Origin of the sequence: Leisingera methylohalidivorans DSM 14336, from assembly GCF_000511355.1 — a bacterium.
Taxonomy (GTDB): domain Bacteria; phylum Pseudomonadota; class Alphaproteobacteria; order Rhodobacterales; family Rhodobacteraceae; genus Leisingera; species Leisingera methylohalidivorans.
On record NC_023135.1, the window covers coordinates 79106 to 97202 of the forward strand.

Sequence of the window (18097 nt, forward strand, 5' to 3'; positions counted from 1 at the left end):
ACCATGCAAGACACAGTGGAAATCAACGACCGTTTCACCGTCGCGAAATTCGCACCGGATGCCGAGCAGGTAAGGCGGGCTGCACGGGAGGGCTTTCGCTCTATCATCAACATGCAGACCGGCAACGAGGAGAAGAAGCTCGGAATGCAGCCAGAGGAAGAGGGAATTGTGGCGGGGGAGGCGGGACTGACGTACCTGCACTATCCAGTTGATGCCGATCAACTTTCCGACGCGCTGGTAGATCTCTTCCGCCGCAAGGCTTTGGAGCTGCCCTCCCCCGTGCTCGCGCATTGTGCGTCCGGAAAGCGCGCAAGTGCCATGGTGATGATGCACGTAGCTTGTGAGGAAGGAATGGGCGGAGACACAGTTATCGCAAAGGCGGAAGAAATGGGCTTTGAATGCGACACTCCGGAACTCGAGAAATTCGTGAAAGACTACGTCAGCAACCGTAACGACAGGGGCTAGGTGTTCGGTCCCGGCATCTGGTCGATCAGGTTCACAAGGAAGCTGTCTGGCTCTGAAGTCCAGATTGTGCAGATGTATTCATAGGGCGTGAGGCCGCTGAGCGTCATCAAGCGGCGAGCGTTATTGTAAGCATTGAGAAAATCGGCCAGATGCGAACGAAGCTGATCATGGCTTTCGTAGTTGTATCTCTTCACGGTGGCGTCTTTGATCGTGCGGTTCATCCGTTCGACCTGGCCATTGGGTAACTCCCCATGCTCTCGCAATTGCTCAAGGCGGAAATGGCCGAACGAGAGGGTCGCTCTATCGCCTACCACACGAAAGCCGCGCGCTTTGCCGCCAGCAAGATCAACGAGGCCATGGCTCAGCGACTGCATCGCTGTGAGTTCAGGGAAGGGGCGGGAAATGTTGTTCTGACCGGTGGCCCAGGCACAGGGAAATCGCATGTTGCGACCGCCCTTGGCATTCAGGCCATCGAGCATCACCGCAAACGCGTGCTCTTCTTCTCAACCGTCGAATTGGTCAATGCACTGGAACAGGAAAAGGCCCAAGGCAATGCCGGGAAGATCACCGAAGCATTGGACGAGACAGACCTCGTGATCCTCGATGAGTTGGGGTATCTGCCGCTCAGCACCTCTGTCGGCGCGCTGCTGTTCCACCTTCTCAGCAGACTCCACGAGCGCACCAGCGTGGTCCTCCCACGACTCGAAGCTTCCGTGAAGGGGCGACAGTAGTTGGCGACGTCAAAATGACGACAGCATTGCTCGATCGGATCAGCCATCGCTGCCACATCCTTGAGACCGGCAATGACAGCTTCGGCTACAAAGCCAGCGCTGAGAAAGCGAAACAAAAAGGAAGGACACACCAGCATTGACCACATCATGACGAACGAAGCATAGCGGCTGGCGGGTCAATTCTCGGTGACAATACCGGGTCAGATTTGAGTGACAATCAACAAGGATCGCCACCAGACGCACCTTCTCGGCCTCCATGGCGATGACTGCGGCCGAGCAAAGGCCGAAGATCGGAGTTACTCAAGGCCCTGGGACACTCTCTCTAACTTCCGGCAGTGGTCTTTCCCGGGCACCAGGTAAATGAGGATCATGCCGCTGCGTTTTTCCTGATACAATGAACCGATTGTCCAGTCAGCGCTCCTGATCCGGGTACGCGGCGGCAAAAGCAGGGTGCGCCGCGCAGGCTGCCTCCACCGCGCAGATCCGGGGCATATCCTTGAAATCCGTTTGCCAGCGGCGGGCATTGTAAAGCTGCGGCATAAGGCAGATATCGGCGAGCCCAGGTGTGTCGCCGGTGCAGAAAGGGGCTTGATCAAAGTCGGTCAGCAGTGCCTCGAAGGCTTCCAGGCCCGGACGGATAAAATGCTGCATCCACGCCTTGGGCATGTCCGCCGCGCCGCCGCTGAGCTGGGTTGCATGTTTGGCCACCTGAAGGTTGCAGACCGGATGCACGTCCACCGCCACCGAATGGGCCAGCGCCCGTGCCCTGGCACGCAGACCTGGGTCCTTGGGCAGCAAGCCGAGGTTCCGGGTATCGTCCAGATAGTCGAGAACTGCCAGAGACTGGGTCAGGCGCAGCCCGTCGATTTCCAGGACGGGAACAAAACCTTGCGGGTTGCGGGCCAGATGTTCGAGGCTTTTGTGTTCGCCCTTGACCAGGTCGACCCGTTCTGTGGCATATTTAATCCCTGCCAAGTTTAGCGCAATGCGCAGGCGGTAACTGGCCGATGACCGCCAGTAGTCGTAAAGAATCGCGTCGCCCAACGGCATTCTCCCCTATTTAATAGCTTAGGCCTTGTTCCGTTCTTTAGAGTGCAGCCAATCGGCATGTTTCGGAGCTTTCTTGGTCTCTGACCATTCATTCAGCATTTCCCACTTCACCGAACCGAGCTTTTGCGGCAGCGCCTTTTCCTTCGGGTCGGGGCAGGCCAGTTCCACCCGGTGGCCATTCGGATCGAAGAAATAGATCGAATGGAAGATAGAGTGGTCAGTGACACCCAGCACCTCGACGTCCTTGTCCTCATGATGCTTCTTGAACTGGATCAGCGTGTCACGGTCCTTTACCTTAAAGGCGATGTGCTGGACCCAGACCGGCGTGTTGCGGTCACGGTCCATTTCCGGCTTGGTCGGCAGCTCAAAAAAGCCAGCACGTTGCCATTCCCTGCATCCATGAAGTTATACATGTAAGAGGCCGGCTCGTGGGTGGACGGAACACGGTCCTCGGCAATGGTCAGGACAAAGCCCTTTTTCAGCATTTCGTTGTACCATTCTACCGCCTGCTTGGCGTCTTTGCAGCGGTAGGCAACGTGGTGGATCTGCTCGATTCTCAAGCGGAATCCTTCTGGGGATTCAGTGCGGCAGCCGCCAGCGCCTGTTTCAGAATCGAGCGTTTGCCTATGTGGTTGGCCAGTATCAGCACTAGGCGTGCATTCAGTGCATCGCTTTCGGTTTTGCTGAGACCCTCATGCGCCGCCAGGAGATCTGCATAGAAGTCGTCGGCGCGCTCGGTGTTGGCGTTCAGGATCAGCTGTTCGTCGGTCATATGGATCACTCCTTACCGATGGCCCGGCGGATCGCGTGCCGGAACTGGTTTTCGTCAAAGCCGGGGCGGCGGGCGGCGACATGCTGATCCGGGCGGATCAGATAGACGGCGCTTTCATGCTTGCCCAGATACCGTTCTTTCAGCGCCAGCGACTTGTCGTCCTTGATGGAGAGTGCCAGACGGGTAACCCTGATGCCGGACTCCTCAATCGCATCCGGGGCGTCAGCGTCGATAGTCAGCAGAACGAATTTGTCCCCCAGCCTGTCCAACAGGAAGCCGTCACTCAGCGGTGCGTCCGGGCAGGGAGAGCCAGGCCGGGTCCGTTCAGGCCCGTCCAAGGCATCGGCTGAATTCAAGGACGATCCATCATAGGTGCAAGGCACCGACAGACGGCCCGAATTCACCAGCGGCCGGGCGAATTCATACTGTTCTGACAGATCCAGAACCGCATCGCGCATCACCCGGCTCATCTCCGACTTGGGGGTGATAAAATCGGTGGAGCGCGAGGAGTTCAAAATGTTTTCGTCCGCGCCGTGGACCCGCTCAGCGTCATAACTGTCCAGAAGGCTTTCCGGGGCGGTGCCGTCCATCACCAGTTGCAGCTTCCAACACAGGTTGTCGGTGTCCTGAACGCCGGAGTTGGCGCCGCGTGCACCAAAGGGCGAAACCTGATGCGCAGCATCGCCGGCAAACAGCACTCTTCCGTGGCGGAACTTTTCCATCCGGCGGCATTGGAAAGTGTAGATCGAGACCCATTCCAGCTCGAACTTCACATCCTCTCCCAGCATCGCTTTTAGACGCGGGATCACGTTTTCCGGGCGCTTCTCCCGCTCTTTGTCGATATCCCAGCCCAGCTGCAGGTCAATGCGCCAGACCCCATCCGGCTGCTTGTGCAGAAGCGCCGACTGCCCCTTGTTGAAAGGCGGGTCGAACCAGAACCAGCGTTCAGTCGGGAAATCCGCGTCCATGATCACATCGGCAATCAGGAAGTTGTCTTCAAACACCCGGCCGACAAAATCCAGTCCCAGCATCCGGCGGGTAGGTGAACCTGCGCCATCACAGGCGATCAGCCACTCAGCTTCCAGATTATAAGAGCCTTCGGGCGTGTCAATTTCCAACGTCACATGGTCGGGATGGGTGCCGATGGCCGAAACCTTGTTGCGGCCGCGGATTTCGATCTTGGCACCCTGCTCCTGCAGCTCCCGGACTCGGTTTACAAGGTGTTCTTCAAAGTAATATTGCTGCAGATTGATGAAGGCCGGGCGCTTGTGGCCTTCTTCCGGCAGCAGGTTGAAGTCATAGACCTGACGGTCGTCAAAGAATACTTTTCCGACGTTCCACTGCACGCCCTTGTCCACCATCGGCTGGCCGCATCCCAGCCGGTCGAGGATTTCCAGGGGCCGCTTGGCAAAGCAGATCGCGCGGGATCCAAAGCTCACCTTGTCGTTGTCATCAAGCACCACCACTTCGGTGCCCTGCTGCGCCAAGTCGATGGCGGCAGACAGCCCGATGGGGCCAGCGCCGATCACCACCACCTTGCGGCGTACTGGTGTTGCGGCGTCCTCATCTGCATGACGCTCATAGGGGTACAAAGGGACTTCAAAGATCTTGTTCATCTGGTCTCCTCCCATTTTCCGGGTGCCGTCCGGAACAGCTCAACCGTCTTCCGGCATGGGGCCGCCGGAAGGATGGTCTAGCGTCTCACAGGTTCCGCTGGGGCGATACGATCTGGATCAAACCGCCCCGGTTGCAATGCTGGCCGAACGTTAGCCTTGAAGGGCCTCCCACATTTCCAGATCACGCTGAGCGGTCCAGATCCGGGGGGTGTCGATACCGCGGGCCTCGTCATAAGCGCGGGCGACGTTGAAAGGCAGGCAATGTTCGTAGATCGCGTAGTCCGCGAATTTCGGATCGCACTCAGCGCGCACTGCATCCCATGCTTCTTTCAAGGTGCCGTTGCGGGCGGCAACCTTGGCGGCGGGGCGGTAGGTGCTCTCGACGAAGTCACGGGTGTTCTCAATGGCGGCGTTGACCATCTCCTTGCCCACTAGGGCATCGCCGCGGCCCGGTGCGATGGCATCCACTTCGAACGCCTTGATGTTGTCGAGCGTATTGCCCCAATCGCCGAAATGCCCGTCGCCGCAGTAGCAGGCGGAGTGGTATTCGACAATGTCGCCGGTGAACATCACGTTCTGGTCCGGCACATGGATCACGATGTCACCAGCGGTATGGGCGCGGCCCAGGTGCATCAGATCGACCCGGCGGTTGCCGAGATAGACCGTCATATCTTCTGAAAAAGTCGTGGTAGGCCAAGTCAGGCCCGGAATGCTTTCGTGGCCTTCAAATAGGCGCGGGAAACGCTGAAACTCGCTGTCCCAGTCCTCTTGGCCGCGCTCCACAACCATGGCGCGGGCTGTATCGCCCATGATAACCTGCTGCGCGCCGAAGGCGGAGGCACCCAGCACCCGCACGGCGTGATAATGGGTCAGCACAACATGAGTGATCGGCTTGTCAGTCACCGAGCGCACACATTCAATCACCTTGTTGGCCAGCCGTGGCGTGGCCTGTGCTTCGATGATCATCACGCTGTCATCGCCAATGATCACGCCAGAGTTCGGGTCGCCCTCCGCAGTGAAGGCATAAAGCCCTTCCCCGATCTCATCAAAGGTGATCTTCTTTTCGGTCATGTCCCCTTGGGACGCAAAAGCCTTAGCCATAATGGTATTCCTTATCGTGCGTAGGGGTCTTCAAGCGCAGGCAGAACAGTGCCTGTGCAGTCGCCAAATCCGATGGTGTATCCGTTGCCCTTTGCAGCGCCCTTCAGCGTCAGTGTGTCGCCATCAGCGATGAAGGAACGCTCTTCGCCCGTCTTCAGCGTAATAGGCTCCTTGCCGCCCCAGCTGAGTTCCAGTAGCGAGCCGCGGCTTTCCTTCGTCGGACCGGAGATGGTGCCGGAGCCCAGAAGGTCGCCAGCATTCATCGGACAGCCCGAGGTCGAATGATGCGCCAGCTGCTGCGCGGCTGAGTAGTACATTTCCTTGTAATTGGTCCGCGCGATAGTAGTCGCGCTCTTGCCCTCCGGCGCCATGGTGACTTCCAGATCAATGTCATAGAGCATTGGCCCGCAGTCCTTCAGATGGTCCAGTAGTTCCACCTCGCGTTCAGGCGTGCCGCAGCGGAAGGGTTCCAGCGCCGGTTTGGTCACAATCCAAGGGCTGATCGAGTTGGCGGTGGCCTTGGCCTGGAACGGGCCCAGAGGCTGATACTCCCAAGCCTGTATGTCGCGCGCGGACCAGTCGTTCAGTAACACATAGCCAAAGATGTGATCATCTGCTTCCTGCACTGTGATCGGACCATCTGACGGTGTGCCGACAATAGCGCCCAACTCCAGTTCGATGTCGAACCGCTCGCAAGGTGCCCACCGCGGCTTGTCTTCATTCGGACCCTTCAGCTGACCCCAGGGGCGGCGCACATCTGTGCCCGACACCACCACGGAAGACGCCCGCCCGTTATAGCCGATCGGGATATGCAGCCAGTTTGGCGGCAGCGCATTTTCCGGGCCGCGGAACATGGTGCCAACGTTGAAGGCATGGTTCTTGCCGGCGTAGAAATCGGTGTATTCGCTGACTGCAAAGGGCATGTGCAGTTCAGCTTCTGCCATTGGAACCATCAGCGGTGCGACCCTGCCTTGCTCGGCCGCCCCATCGGACAAAAGGGCTGTCAGACGGTCACGCAGCGCGGCCCAGACGGCAGGGCCTTCCTCCATCAGGTCATTCCAGTAGGGCACGTCGAACAGCGGCGCATCTCCCAACTGGATGATGCCGCTTTCCTCGGCGGCCTGCATATCCAGGATCAAATCACCAATGGCTACCCCGCAGCGCGGATCATCACCATCGACCGAAAACACGCCATAAGGCAGATTGTTGAGCGGGAATGGGTGGTTTGCATCATTGGCTGAAGCCACCCAGGATTTCATAAGAGCCATTTCATTTTCCTGTCATTCGCCCGCCTGGGCTTCTTCTTTGTGCAAATACTCCCGGGGGGATGGGCCGTTTGCAACCCAGCGGAGGCAGCGCCCCCTTTCCACCATCACTTCAGACCGGGCGTGCCGTCAAACTTCTTCTCGATGTCACTCCAGCAGTCGATGTAGTCATCCTGCAACGGCGCGTCCTTAGCTGCAAATGTAGTCAGATGCTGCGGAAAGCGGGTTTCGAACATGAAAGACATGGTGTTCTCCAGCTTCTCTGGCCCCAGGTTGGAATTCGATGCGCCTTCGAACGCGTTTTTGTCCGGTCCGTGAGGGAGCATCATGTTGTGAAGTGACATGCCGCCTGGCACAAAACCTTGCGGTTTGGCATCGTACTGTCCGTAGATATTGCCCATCAGTTCAGACATGATGTTTTTGTGGTACCACGGCGGTCGGAAGGTGTTTTCGGCCACCATCCAGCGGTCGCGGAACAATACAAAGTCGATGTTCGCGGTGCCCGGCACACCGGACGGAGCGGTCAGCACGGTAAAGATAGACGGGTCGGGATGGTCGAAAAGGATCGCACCCACCGGGCAATAAGTGCTGAGGTCGTATTTAAAGGGGGCGTAGTTGCCATGCCAGGAAACCACATCCAGCGGCGAGTGGCCGATCCTGGTTTCATGAAACTGACCGCACCATTTTATGGTCACTGTGGACGGCACCTCGCGGTCCTCAAACGCGGCCACAGGCGCCTTGAAATCGCGCGGGTTGGCCAGGCAGTTGGCACCGATCGGCCCGCGGCCTGGCAGTTCGAATTTCTGGCCGTAATTCTCGCAGACAAAACCGCGGCAGGGACCTTCCAGCACTTCGACGCGATAGACCAGTCCACGTGGAATGATGGCAATCTCCTGCGGCGCCAGATCTATAATGCCCAGCTCGGTCGCAAACCGCAGGCGGCCTTCCTGCGGTACCACAAGCAGTTCGGAATCGGCTGAGAAGAAATAGCTGTCCACCATCGACTCAGTGACCAGATAGATATGGCTGGCCATGCCTATCTGGGTATTCACGTCGCCTGCGGTGGTCATGGTGCGCATGCCGGTGAGCCAGGTCAGGCTTTCCTCCGAATGCGGCACTGGATCCCAGCGGTACTGGCCCAGAGATACCACATCCGGATCGATGCAGGGTGCCGACTTCCAGTACGGCAGATCAATCTTCTTATAGCGGTGCGAATGCTTCACCGAGGGCCGTATGCGATAGCACCAGGTCCGTTCCGGCGGGTCGGCGGTAAATGCGGTGCCGCTCAACTGCTCGCCATATAGGCCATAGTTGCACTTTTGCGGGCTGTTCATGCCCTGCGGCAGCGCACCGGGCAGCGCTTCGGTTTCAAAGTCATTGGCAAAGCCGGGCATATAGCCCTCGCTCGGCCCCGCGATCGAGGGGGCCTGGATCATTTCCTGGGGATCGGCGGGTAGATTCATCGCGCGTTTCTCCTCTTGCTGCTTGCGGAATATTAGTTGTTTTTGTAACTAACAAGGGGAGGGGGAGCAAAATGAACGAAAAAGATGATTTCGCTTTGCAGGATTTCCTGCCGTATCTGCTGAACCGCGCGGCTGAGGAAAGCTCGCTGGGGTTCCAAAAACACTACAAGAACCGCTATGGAATGTTGCGCACGGAGTGGAGGGTGCTGTTCCACTTGGGCAACTACGGGCAGATGACGGCCAAGGAAATCGGTAGCCGGGCGAAGATCCACAAGACCAAGATCAGCCGTGCTGTGGCCAAGCTGTCGGAGAAACGGTTTGTGACCCGCAGTCGTGATGATAACGATCGCCGTTCGGAACATCTGGCGCTCACGGCGGCGGGGGAGGCTGCCTATAAGGATCTGCGGGAACATGCATTGCAGTTCGACACCAGCATCTGCGCCAGGTTCACCGCTGGTGAGGTTGCAATTTTGCGGTATATGCTGCGCAATTTAGCAGGGATCGACCCATAGACATCGGTGGCCGGAATACCCAAATAGAGCCGCGGTATTGAAGGTGAAAACATGATACAGATTGATGTCAATTCCGGAGCGCTGATTGCCTGGCTGATGGAGCAGGGACTGCAGGGCGCGCATCAGCAGGACTTGCTGCAAGGATATTGTCAACGTCTGGCCGATGCCGGGGTGCCGTTGTGGCGGTTCCATCTGGCGCAGCGTGCTTTCCACCCGAAATTCGGCGGGTTGGGCTTCAACTGGACCCGCGCGGATGGCATCAGCTACGAGCACTATGAATACCGCGAATCCCCGCGCGAAGAATGGCTGCGCAGCCCGTTCTTTCACATTCTGGAGCATAACCTGGAAGAATTCCGCCAAAGGATCGAGGACAGCGCCCCGGAGGAATTTCCGTTACTGACTGAGCTGCGGGAACGCGGGGCGACCGATTACTTTGCAAAGGGTGTGCGGTTTGCGCCGCCGGACGCCGAGCCGAACGATCCGCGTCATCCCAGCGAAGGGATGCTGATTTCCTGGTCCTCGGACCGGCCCGGAGGGTTCAGCAATCGCGAGCTGGATCTGCTCCGCACCACTCTGCCGCATCTGGGGCTGGCGTTGAAATCCTCGTCGAACAGGCAGATGGCCAGTGACCTTCTGCAGGTATATCTGGGCCGTGATGCAGGCCGCCGGGTGCTGTCGGGCGAAATCCAGCGTGGTTCTTCGCAGCAGATTGATGCGGTTCTCTGCTTGTTTGACCTCAAGGGTTTCACCCAGCTTGCAGAGCGGCTGCCCGGCACTGACCTGATCGAGATGCTGAATGGCTATTTCGGCCTTGCGGTGGAGACCATCCAGGCGCATGGCGGAAATATCCTCAAGTTTATGGGCGATGGAATGCTGACCATGTTCAATCTGGGCAGCATTGAGGAAGACGCCCACGCCGCTCTTGCCGCTGCGAATGAACTCTGTGGCAAGGTCCGGGCGTTTAATTCTAAGCGCGAGGAGCAGGGCCTCCCCACAGCTGGCTTCACCCTGGCGCTGCACGCAGGAACCATTCTTTATGGCAACATCGGTGCGGAAAACCGGCTGGATTTCACCGTAATCGGCCAAGCGGTGAACCAGACCGCCCGGATTGCCGGGATGCACCGTTCGGTCGGACAAAGCATCATCATGTCCGAAGACGTACAGAAAGCGGCCGAGGGAACCAATCATGATCTGGTGTCGCTGGGCCGCTACATGCTGCGCGGAGTGGCTGAACCGATCGAGCTTTACACCATCTACCGCGGCAAATGCGGCTGCGATTGCTGAGCTGCCGCCGGGGCAGGATCAGATACTGATCTCGACCCCCGGCAGGTTCACTTCCTTCATCATGTCGCGCAGCTCCTGCCGGGCGGCGATGTTGGAAATATTCAATTGCTTGACACCAATGTCCTTGAGGTCCAGCAGGGTCAGTCCGCGAGGGAACAGCTCGCGGAAGATGACCCTCTCGGAAAAGCCCGGTGCGACCCGGAAGCCGATCCGCTTGGACAGCATATTGATGGCGCGTTCCATCTTTTCCTTGTTGACCATGCGCTGAGTGCCGACCCGGTTGCGGATCACGATCCAGTCAATCGGCTTCAGCCCGGCCTGCGCGCGCAGCTGGCGGGCGTTCCACACCATTTCCGAGTAGACGGACGGTCCGGTGATTGTTTCCCCCTTCTGGTCTACATGCGCCAGCAGGTCGAAATCGACAAAACTGTCATTGAGCGGTGTGATGAGCGTATCGGCCAGCGAATGGGCCACCTGGCTGAGGCGCGTGTGCGAGCCGGGGCAGTCGATCAGGATGAAATCATGGCCCGGCTCCAACGCCGAGACCGCGGCCGACAGGCGGTGGTCATAGATGTTTTCGCCCGGCTGCAGGCTGTCGGGATCAATCTCTGGCAGCTCGTGCATTTCCACCATCGGCAGCTCCAGCCCTGCCTTGGTGCAGAAATCCTTGCGGTTCTCCAGGTAACGCCCCATCGAGCGCTGCCGCAAGTCCAGGTCCAGCGCTGCCACCTTGTGCCCAAGCCGGGCCAAGGTGGTTGCAACATGCATGGAAACAGTGGATTTTCCCGCGCCGCCCTTCTCGTTGCCGACGACAATAATATGCGCCATATACAGGTCCCTTCGCTCGTGCCTTTGGCACGTTTTTATCTTTGCGCCCCTGTATAGGCTCTGGATTCGGTCAAGAAAAGCGGTCTGCGCCGGCTGGTAAACTTAGTGTGTCACCTGTGTTTTGAGGGTCCCGCCGGCTTGCGGTTCGGGCGGGCATCTCCACCTTTGCGAAGTTTGCCCGGCTTGGCATCGGCGGCACGCGCCTTGTTTTTCTTGCTGTTTGGTTTGCCGGCCGGCGGTTTGGGGCCTTTGGTGTGGTAAGGTTTTGCTGCAGGCGCGCCGGGCTTGGTCATCCGCTTGGAAGGATCGGATGCGCCGCGCGGCTTGGCTACAACAGCCGGCTCAGGCTTGGGGCTGCTTTCCGGCGCGCGGCTGCGGCGCGGCTCGCGTTCGAAAGGCGCCTTGTCAGCAGAGCGCTTTTCCTGCCAGTCCTTGCGCGGCGGGCGGCTGTCTTCGGTTTTGCCGCGATATGGTTTCGGACTATCCGGTTTACCACGGTGCGGCTTGGGGTCCCGGTCACCTTTGAAGCCGCCCTTCGGTCCGCCGGGGCCGCGGCGCGGGGCCGGGCCCAGATCGGGAGCCTCGGAAAGCTGGGTCAACACGGCGCCCGGCTCCAGTTCCGCCTTGCCGTCCAGTGCTTTCAGAAAACCGTCAATCGCGGCCTTGCTGATTTCGGCAAAGGTCTCATTGTCCTGCACCCGGATCGCACCGATGGAATCGCGGTCGATGTTACCGGCCTTGCAGAGCATCGGCAGCACCTTGCGCGGGTCCGCACCGGCTGCCCGCCCGCCCGAAAGCGAGAACCACACCGACGGCCCGAAAGGCTTGCGCTCCTTACGTTCTTTGCGTGGTTCCTCCGCACCGGCCGGGCGCAGGTCTTCCGGTGCCGAATGGCGGCTTCGGAACAGGCGCAGGTAGGTGGCGGCAATCTGTTCGGCGGAGAAATGCTCCAGCAGAGTTTGAACTCCTGCCTGCTCTTGCTCCGAAACCGCTTCCTGCCAGACGGGATCCGCCAGCATCCGCTCCTCATCCCGTGCCAGGATGTCATCAGCCGAGGGCGCCTCGCAATGCTCTGCCGTCAGCTTGGCCCATTTCAGCAACCGCAGCGCTTTGCTGCGGGCCTTGGGCGGCGCGATCAGTGCGCTGACGCCTTTGCGGCCCGCGCGCCCTGTCCGGCCGGACCGGTGCAGAAGGGTTTCGTGGTTCGAAGGCAGCTCGGCGTGAACCACCAGCTCCAACCCCGGCAGGTCGATGCCGCGGGCAGCAACATCGGTGGCCACACAGACCCGGGCCCGCCCGTCGCGCATCGCCTGCAGCGCTTGACTGCGTTCAGCTTGGGAGAGTTCGCCCGACAGTGTCACCACCGGCAGGCCGCGGTTGGTCAGCCGTGCCGCCAGCCGGTTCACTGCTGCACGGGTATTGGCAAAGACGATGGAGCTGGGGGCCTCGTAGTAGCGCAGCACGTTGATGATGGCGTTTTCCGCATCCTGTTGCGCCACGCTCATCAGCCGGTATTCGATATCGCTGTGCTGTTTGGTTTCGCCTGCGGTTTTGATCCGCATCGCATCGCGCTGGAAGGTTTCGGCGAGGCTGGCAATGCCTGCTGGAACAGTGGCCGAGAACAGCAGTGTCCGGCGGTCTTCGGGCGCTTCGCCCAGGATGAATTCAAGATCCTCGCGGAAGCCCAGGTCGAGCATCTCGTCGGCCTCGTCCAGCACCACCGCGCGCAGGTTGCTGAGGTCGATGGAGCCGCGCATGATGTGGTCGCGCAGCCGCCCCGGTGTCGCGGCCACGATATGCGCGCCGCGGGCCAGTGTGCGGCGTTCGTCCCGCATGTCCATGCCGCCCACGCAGGATGCAATCACCGCACCAGCGCCACGGTAAAGCCAGCTCAGCTCGTGCTTCACCTGCAGTGCCAGCTCGCGGGTTGGTGCGATCACCAGTGCCAACGGAGCGGCGGCCTCGTCAAACGCCTCGGCCTCACCCAGCAGGGTTGGCGCAAGCGCAAGTCCGAAGCCGACTGTCTTGCCTGATCCGGTCTGGGCCGAAACCAGCAGGTCGCGCTCTTCAAGCTCCGGCTGGGTCACAGCCTCCTGCACTTGGGTCAGGGTTTCATATCCGCGCTCTTGCAGTGCGTTGGCCAGGGCTTGTTTCACGAGGGGGGCTGTCTTTCCCGCGAGGCACATCCGGCCTCAGCGTCAGGAGAAAAAAAAGAAGGCTGCCCGTCCGGGGCAGCCTTCGGGAGTTTGGAAAAATACGGCAGACGGCTTAGAAGCCCAGGCCTTCGTATTTCTTCTTGAACTTCGAAACACGGCCGCCTGCATCCATCAGACGCGAGGTGCCGCCGGTCCAGGCCGGGTGCACCGTCGGGTCGATGTCCAGCGCCAGCTGATCCCCTTCGCTGCCCCAGGTGGAGCGCATCTTGAGGATGGTGCCGTCGGTCATTTTGACGTCGATGAAGTGGTATTCGGGATGAGTGTCTTTTTTCATGATACCGCTCCTCAGGCTTTCTTGGGCTTGTAGTGTGCATCTTCTGCGATACGGGCCGACTTGCCGCGGCGGGCGCGCAGGTAGTACAGCTTGGCACGGCGCACGCGGCCGCGGCGCACAACGGTGATGCTGTCGATGTTGGTCGAATACAGCGGGAACACACGCTCCACGCCTTCGCCGAACGAAATTTTGCGGACGGTGAACGAACCGGCAATGCCCGAACCGTTTTTCCGGCTGATGCAAACACCTTCGTACATCTGCACGCGCGAACGCGAGCCTTCGGTCACCTTGAAGCCGACACGGATGGTGTCGCCGGCTTTGAAATCAGGGATATCTTTCCCCAGGGCGGCGATCTGTTCCGCCTCCAGCTGTGCGATCAAGTTCATCGCAACTCTCCTAAAATTGGCCTGCGGTTCTTTCCGCAGAGGTTTGTGCCGTCATGAGAGCTCTTGGTCTTCACCGGGTCCCGCCACAAGCAGCCCGCCAGAGATCACGCAGTCTGTTTCTTACTTCTGGCGGGCAGATCCCGGGCGAAAACCGAAGAAGGAGTTCAGGTGAGCGATCCAACAGCCAGAGGTCCGGAGCCGCGATTGCGAATCCAGACCGACGCTGTATACGTCCGCAAGCCCAGTAAAACAAGTGCCCAGCTAAGCGGTCCGCAAGAGTTTTCTGAAAACCCTTGCAGATTCCTGTCTATAAGGATTTTGGGTCCAGTCCCGGCCTTTTCCAGCTTTCAGGTTCTCATCCAGTCTGGTCTTCGACCACAGCTGTTGGCGCGTTTTTCTTCACCGCTTCAATGCCATTATCGCGGCCCGATGCGCTGGCGTAGCTCTGAGAGGTGCCAATCACCTGGCCATTGGTGGCTTTCAGGTTGAACATATGCTTGCCGGCGGCAGTTTCTTTGCGCTCATAGCGCGTATCCTCTCCAGCGTTCTTTTTAACCGATTCGATGCCGTTTTTGGCACTGGCTTTCTGCTTGTAGCCTTCGCTGGCCAGAATATTCTCGCCGTTGCCTGCTTTCAGACGGAAGCGGAATTCGCCTGCATTATCGGTATAAAGTTCGAATTTTCCAGCCACCCTGCTCACTCCTAATTTCTGATGAATATGAGGCGACTAAAGCATGGCTCGGGTCATCCGGCAATGTTTGGAGGCAACTTGCGCTGCTGCTAGCCCTGAAGAGGGGGGCAAACAGACAATCAGCGCTTGCTTCCTTTCTTCCGGCTGTGAGCTTCCCACAGGTCAGGACGGCGGGCCTTGGTGTTGTCTTCGCTCATCCTGTGTCTCCATTCCGCAATCTTACCGTGGTGGCCTGACATCAGCACGTCCGGGATTGCGCGGCCGTTCCACTCGGCAGGGCGGGTATATTGCGGATGCTCCAGCAAACCGGAGGCGAAGCTTTCTTCCTCGGTCGAAGCTTGGTTGCCAAGCACCCCTGGAATGAGCCGGACGGTGGCATCGATCAGTGCCTGCGCGGCCAGCTCGCCGCCTGTCATCACGAAATCGCCCAAGGAGACTTCCTGGATGCCGTAATGCTCCAGCACTCGTTCATCGACGCCTTCGAACCTGCCGCACAACAGGGTTATGCCATCGCATTGTGCAAAGTTATGCATCATCTGCTGGTCCATCCGGCGCCCGCGCGGAGACAGGTAGACCAAAGGCCAGTTGCCGCGGGTGTCTGCCATCGTGTGTTCAATCGCCGCGCCAAGCACATCGGCACGCAGCACCATGCCGGCGCCGCCGCCTGCCGGAGTGTCATCGACGTTGCGGTGCTTGCCCACGCCGAATTCCCGCAAGTCTGTTGTTTCCAGCTGCCACAGCCCCTCCTGCAGCGCCTTGCCGGTCAGGCTTTCGCCCAGAACGCCGGGAAAGGCGGAGGGGAACAGGGTGATAATCTTGGCTTTCCACACGCCAGCCAGGTCCGGTGTCGGCGTCATCAGCTCGCGCGGTTTCAGAGTGGGGCGGATGGCCTTGCGGCCGTGGGAGCGGGAGGGGATGTCGGTCATGTTTTCTCGGGCGGAAGATGGAGGGCTATGCTGACCTATACGAGGGCTAGCATCAGATACAAAGGGATAGCCACCCTGTTTATCTCTTTGCGCGGCAAGAGTCCCGCAAATTGGACTGCTTTTCTTGGTGGATCTGGTGGTACGACCGCCCTGAGCGGGTTGAGTGCGTGCGTCTCATCAAGAACTTCGGGCGGGGACGAGTATTGACGGGAGCCGCTGCCATGAAAGCCTTAATCGTTGCAGTGGGCAGCTCAATATGCGGCAGCAGCACCGAAACCGCGGCTAGCCTGCGGGCTGCCGCAGCTTAAAGCGGGACCGTACTGACATGTTAGCGGTTTGCCGTGCTTGCCGCTCAGAAAGCTCTGGACCTATGTAGTCCTGGTTTTGTGCGATCCAGCGTAGAGAAGCAGGTGCAGCCGTTCTGGCTGGGAACGCCGTTTTCCCGTTCAGATTCAAAGTCAGAACACCCCGTCCGGCGGATCGGCAACGATGCGGCCTTTTTCAAGATCTACTGTCGGCACCGCGGCCAGGGTAAAAGGCAGAAGTACCGCGGACTTCAGCCCCGGACCATGAATCTCCAGTAAGTCCGCCGCACCATGGTTCTGCACTGATTTCACCGTGCCAAGCAGGGTGCCGCCGGTGTCATAGACCTCCAGTCCCATCAGGTCGGCATGATAATATTCGTCATCCGGCAGACTGGGCAGCTGGTCACGGCGGGCGAACAAGCGCAGGCCTTGGGCGGCGTCCGCCTCTTCCTTGGTTTCAATTCCGCTCAGAAGGGCAGCAAAGCCATTCTTGACCGGACGGGTCAGGGTCAGCGTATAGCTCTGGCTGCCGTCCTCGTTGGTAAGCGGCGAATAGTCGACGATTTCCGCGGGGATGGCGCAAAAACTCTTGAGCCGCACCTCGCCGCGCACGCCGAAGGCGCCGGCCACTGCTCCTACGCAGATCAGGTCGCTCATGGTGTCATTCCTTTGCACAGAACCCTGCGCGCAGCCACTGGCCGCCAGATTGTTCGCAGAGTTCGCTTTGGTGGTTGCGTTCAAAAAAGATGCCAGCGGTAAAGGCTACTGCAACAAAAAACACAAGCCGGATCAACCGTCCCATCCCGGGGCTCAGCGGGTTTGCAGCGGCAGGTCTGCCATGCGGCTTTCCCAGCCGGCCTCCTGCAGTTCTGGCGTGTCTGACTGGCGTTCAGGATAGCCGATGCAGAAATAGCCGATCAGCTGCCAGCCTGCAGGCGCTGCCAGATCGCGGTTCAGCTGTTCGGGATCGAGCACCGAAACCCAGCCCAGCCCCAAGCCTTCGGCGCGTAGGGCGAGCCAGAAAAGGGTGACGGCGGTGACCACCGAATAACGCCGCATCTCCGGCATCGTGACGGCGCCCAGCCCGTGGCCTTGGGCCGTTTCATCGTCACAGTAGATCGCCAGCTGCACCGGTGCGTCGCGCATGCCAGAGAGCTTCAGCTGCGCGTACTTGCTCGCGCGATCCCCGGAGTAGCCTTTTAGTGCTTCGGTATTGGCCTTTTCGAAATTCTTCAGCGCAGCGGCGCGGGCAGTGTCGCTGTCCACTCGCAAGATGCGCCAGGGTTCGCTGAGCCCCACCGAGGGGGCCAGCGGAATGGCAGAGAGGCAGCGCATCAGCACTGCCTCCTCCACCGGAACGCTGCGGAACCGGCGCACGTCGCGCCGGAGCCGCATCAGCAGATCAAGCTGGCTGCGGAACTCTTCGGGAAAAGCGCCCCGCAGCTCCACGGAATTATTCCGCGTCTGCAGCTGCTTCGGAGGCTTCAGCAGCCTTGGCAGCTTTCTCTTCTGCGCGCTCCTGGGCTTTTTTGCCCGGGGCGCCCTTCTTGGGGTTGCTGCGCTCGGTCTTGGCGCGCACGCCTGCGGCTTCCAGCATGCGGGCGATACGGTCGGTCGGCTGTGCGCCTTGGTCCAGCCAGTGCTGCACGCGTTCCATGTCCATTTTCACGCGCTCTTCGCTGTCTTTCGGCAGCAGCGGGTTGTAGGTGCCCAGCTTCTCGATGAAGCGGCCGTCGCGCGGCATGCGGCTGTCAGCCGCCACGATGCGATAGAAGGGACGCTTTTTAGAGCCGCCGCGGGCCAAACGGATTTTCATTGCCATGGGTACATCTCCTTTGATGGCGTTGTCCGGGGTATGCCCCGGTTGTTCCTGTTGTAATTGTTATTCTTGGTGTTTCTTGTGGTGGCGAATGACTTCACCGATGATGAAGTTCAAAAATGCCTTGGCGAACTCAGGGTCCAGATCGGCCTGCTCCGCCAGGTCTTCAAGCCGTGCGATCTGCGCCGCTTCGCGGGTCGGATCGGACGGGGGAAGGTCGTGTTCAGCCTTGAGCCGCCCCACTGCCTGGGTGTGCTTGAACCGCTCGCCCAAGGTATAAACGAGGATCGCATCCAAGCGGTCGATGCTTTCACGGTGGCCCTTCAGCAGCTGTGCTGCACGGGCGGCGGGATCTTGGGTATCAGTTGTCATCAGGTTCTCCGCAGTGCAGCA

General features: G+C 59.6%; 19 protein-coding genes and 3 pseudogenes. 4 read left to right on the forward strand and 18 right to left on the reverse strand.

Annotated features, from left to right (window positions below; genetic code table 11):
• The first annotated feature begins 3 nt into the window (after positions 1-3).
• Positions 4-465, forward strand: coding sequence for a protein tyrosine phosphatase family protein (locus METH_RS00385; protein ID WP_024088414.1), 462 nt, complete (start codon positions 4-6; stop codon positions 463-465).
• On the opposite strand, the pseudogene METH_RS00390 reads toward METH_RS00385, so the two are convergent.
• Positions 462-704, reverse strand: a pseudogene (locus tag METH_RS00390) (integrase core domain-containing protein); the annotation flags it as partial. The gene METH_RS00385 and the pseudogene METH_RS00390 overlap by 4 nt on opposite strands.
• Before the next feature lie 9 nt (positions 705-713).
• Between METH_RS00390 and METH_RS00395 the strand changes: the two are divergent.
• Positions 714-1336: pseudogene (locus METH_RS00395) on the forward strand (ATP-binding protein); the annotation flags it as partial.
• 271 nt (positions 1337-1607) lie between these two features.
• Here the strand turns inward: METH_RS00395 and maiA are convergent.
• The 7 genes and pseudogenes from maiA to hmgA all read right to left on the reverse strand — a co-directional run bounded on the left by maiA (position 1608) and on the right by hmgA (position 8463).
• The gene (gene maiA / locus METH_RS00400; protein WP_024088416.1) at positions 1608-2240 is read right to left on the reverse strand and encodes a maleylacetoacetate isomerase; all 633 of its coding nucleotides are present in this window, start codon (positions 2238-2240) and stop codon (positions 1608-1610) included.
• Positions 2241-2264: 24 nt separating this feature from the next.
• A pseudogene (locus METH_RS00405) lies at positions 2265-2806 on the reverse strand (VOC family protein).
• Positions 2803-3018, reverse strand: coding sequence for a DUF2783 domain-containing protein (locus tag METH_RS00410; protein WP_024088417.1), 216 nt, complete (start codon positions 3016-3018; stop codon positions 2803-2805). Before METH_RS00410 ends, METH_RS00405 begins: the two are co-directional and overlap by 4 nt.
• 5 nt (positions 3019-3023) lie before the next feature.
• Positions 3024-4634, reverse strand: a complete 1611-nt coding sequence (locus tag METH_RS00415; RefSeq protein WP_024088418.1) for an FAD-dependent oxidoreductase — start codon at positions 4632-4634, stop codon at positions 3024-3026.
• A gap of 150 nt (positions 4635-4784) precedes the next feature.
• Positions 4785-5735 (reverse strand): MBL fold metallo-hydrolase, encoded by a 951-nt coding sequence (locus METH_RS00420; RefSeq protein WP_024088419.1) that lies wholly within the window; start codon positions 5733-5735, stop codon positions 4785-4787.
• Between the two features lie 11 nt (positions 5736-5746).
• The gene (fahA, locus tag METH_RS00425; protein ID WP_024088420.1) at positions 5747-7003 is read right to left on the reverse strand and encodes a fumarylacetoacetase; all 1257 of its coding nucleotides are present in this window, start codon (positions 7001-7003) and stop codon (positions 5747-5749) included.
• Positions 7004-7107: 104 nt separating this feature from the next.
• Positions 7108-8463: a homogentisate 1,2-dioxygenase gene (hmgA, locus tag METH_RS00430; protein ID WP_024088421.1), complete on the reverse strand. Its 1356-nt coding sequence runs from the start codon at positions 8461-8463 to the stop codon at positions 7108-7110.
• Positions 8464-8534: 71 nt separating this feature from the next.
• Here hmgA and METH_RS00435 point away from each other — a divergent pair, with 71 nt between their 5' ends.
• Together METH_RS00435 and METH_RS00440 are read left to right on the forward strand one after the other, a co-directional pair.
• Entirely contained in the window at positions 8535-8975 is a 441-nt protein-coding gene (locus METH_RS00435) for a MarR family winged helix-turn-helix transcriptional regulator (RefSeq protein WP_024088422.1), read from the forward strand.
• A 51-nt stretch (positions 8976-9026) separates the two neighbouring features.
• Positions 9027-10259: an adenylate/guanylate cyclase domain-containing protein gene (locus tag METH_RS00440; RefSeq protein ID WP_024088423.1), complete on the forward strand. Its 1233-nt coding sequence runs from the start codon at positions 9027-9029 to the stop codon at positions 10257-10259.
• Positions 10260-10277: 18 nt separating this feature from the next.
• Here METH_RS00440 and METH_RS00445 read toward each other — a convergent pair whose 3' ends face one another.
• The 10 genes from METH_RS00445 to METH_RS00490 all read right to left on the reverse strand — a co-directional run bounded on the left by METH_RS00445 (position 10278) and on the right by METH_RS00490 (position 18076).
• Positions 10278-11087, reverse strand: coding sequence for a division plane positioning ATPase MipZ (locus METH_RS00445; protein ID WP_024088424.1), 810 nt, complete (start codon positions 11085-11087; stop codon positions 10278-10280).
• Positions 11088-11197: 110 nt separating this feature from the next.
• A complete protein-coding gene (locus tag METH_RS00450; protein WP_024088425.1) occupies positions 11198-13243 on the reverse strand; it encodes a DEAD/DEAH box helicase in 2046 nt (681 codons plus the stop codon).
• A gap of 112 nt (positions 13244-13355) precedes the next feature.
• Positions 13356-13577: a 50S ribosomal protein L31 gene (gene rpmE / locus METH_RS00455; RefSeq protein ID WP_024088426.1), complete on the reverse strand. Its 222-nt coding sequence runs from the start codon at positions 13575-13577 to the stop codon at positions 13356-13358.
• A gap of 11 nt (positions 13578-13588) precedes the next feature.
• Positions 13589-13963 carry a 50S ribosomal protein L19 gene (rplS, locus tag METH_RS00460; RefSeq protein WP_024088427.1) on the reverse strand — a complete coding sequence of 125 codons (375 nt, stop codon included), beginning with the start codon at positions 13961-13963 and terminating at the stop codon, positions 13589-13591.
• A 355-nt stretch (positions 13964-14318) separates the two neighbouring features.
• Positions 14319-14654, reverse strand: coding sequence for a YegP family protein (locus tag METH_RS00465; protein WP_024088428.1), 336 nt, complete (start codon positions 14652-14654; stop codon positions 14319-14321).
• Between the two features lie 119 nt (positions 14655-14773).
• Positions 14774-15580: a tRNA (guanosine(37)-N1)-methyltransferase TrmD gene (gene trmD / locus METH_RS00470; RefSeq protein ID WP_024088429.1), complete on the reverse strand. Its 807-nt coding sequence runs from the start codon at positions 15578-15580 to the stop codon at positions 14774-14776.
• Between the two features lie 458 nt (positions 15581-16038).
• Positions 16039-16542, reverse strand: a complete 504-nt coding sequence (rimM, locus tag METH_RS00475; RefSeq protein ID WP_024088430.1) for a ribosome maturation factor RimM — start codon at positions 16540-16542, stop codon at positions 16039-16041.
• A gap of 153 nt (positions 16543-16695) precedes the next feature.
• The gene (gene bluB, locus METH_RS00480) at positions 16696-17334 is read right to left on the reverse strand and encodes a 5,6-dimethylbenzimidazole synthase (RefSeq protein ID WP_024088432.1); all 639 of its coding nucleotides are present in this window, start codon (positions 17332-17334) and stop codon (positions 16696-16698) included.
• A 4-nt stretch (positions 17335-17338) separates the two neighbouring features.
• Positions 17339-17707, reverse strand: a complete 369-nt coding sequence (gene rpsP, locus METH_RS00485; RefSeq protein ID WP_024088433.1) for a 30S ribosomal protein S16 — start codon at positions 17705-17707, stop codon at positions 17339-17341.
• A gap of 60 nt (positions 17708-17767) precedes the next feature.
• Positions 17768-18076 carry a chorismate mutase gene (locus tag METH_RS00490; protein ID WP_024088434.1) on the reverse strand — a complete coding sequence of 103 codons (309 nt, stop codon included), beginning with the start codon at positions 18074-18076 and terminating at the stop codon, positions 17768-17770.
• Positions 18077-18097 lie beyond the last annotated feature (21 nt).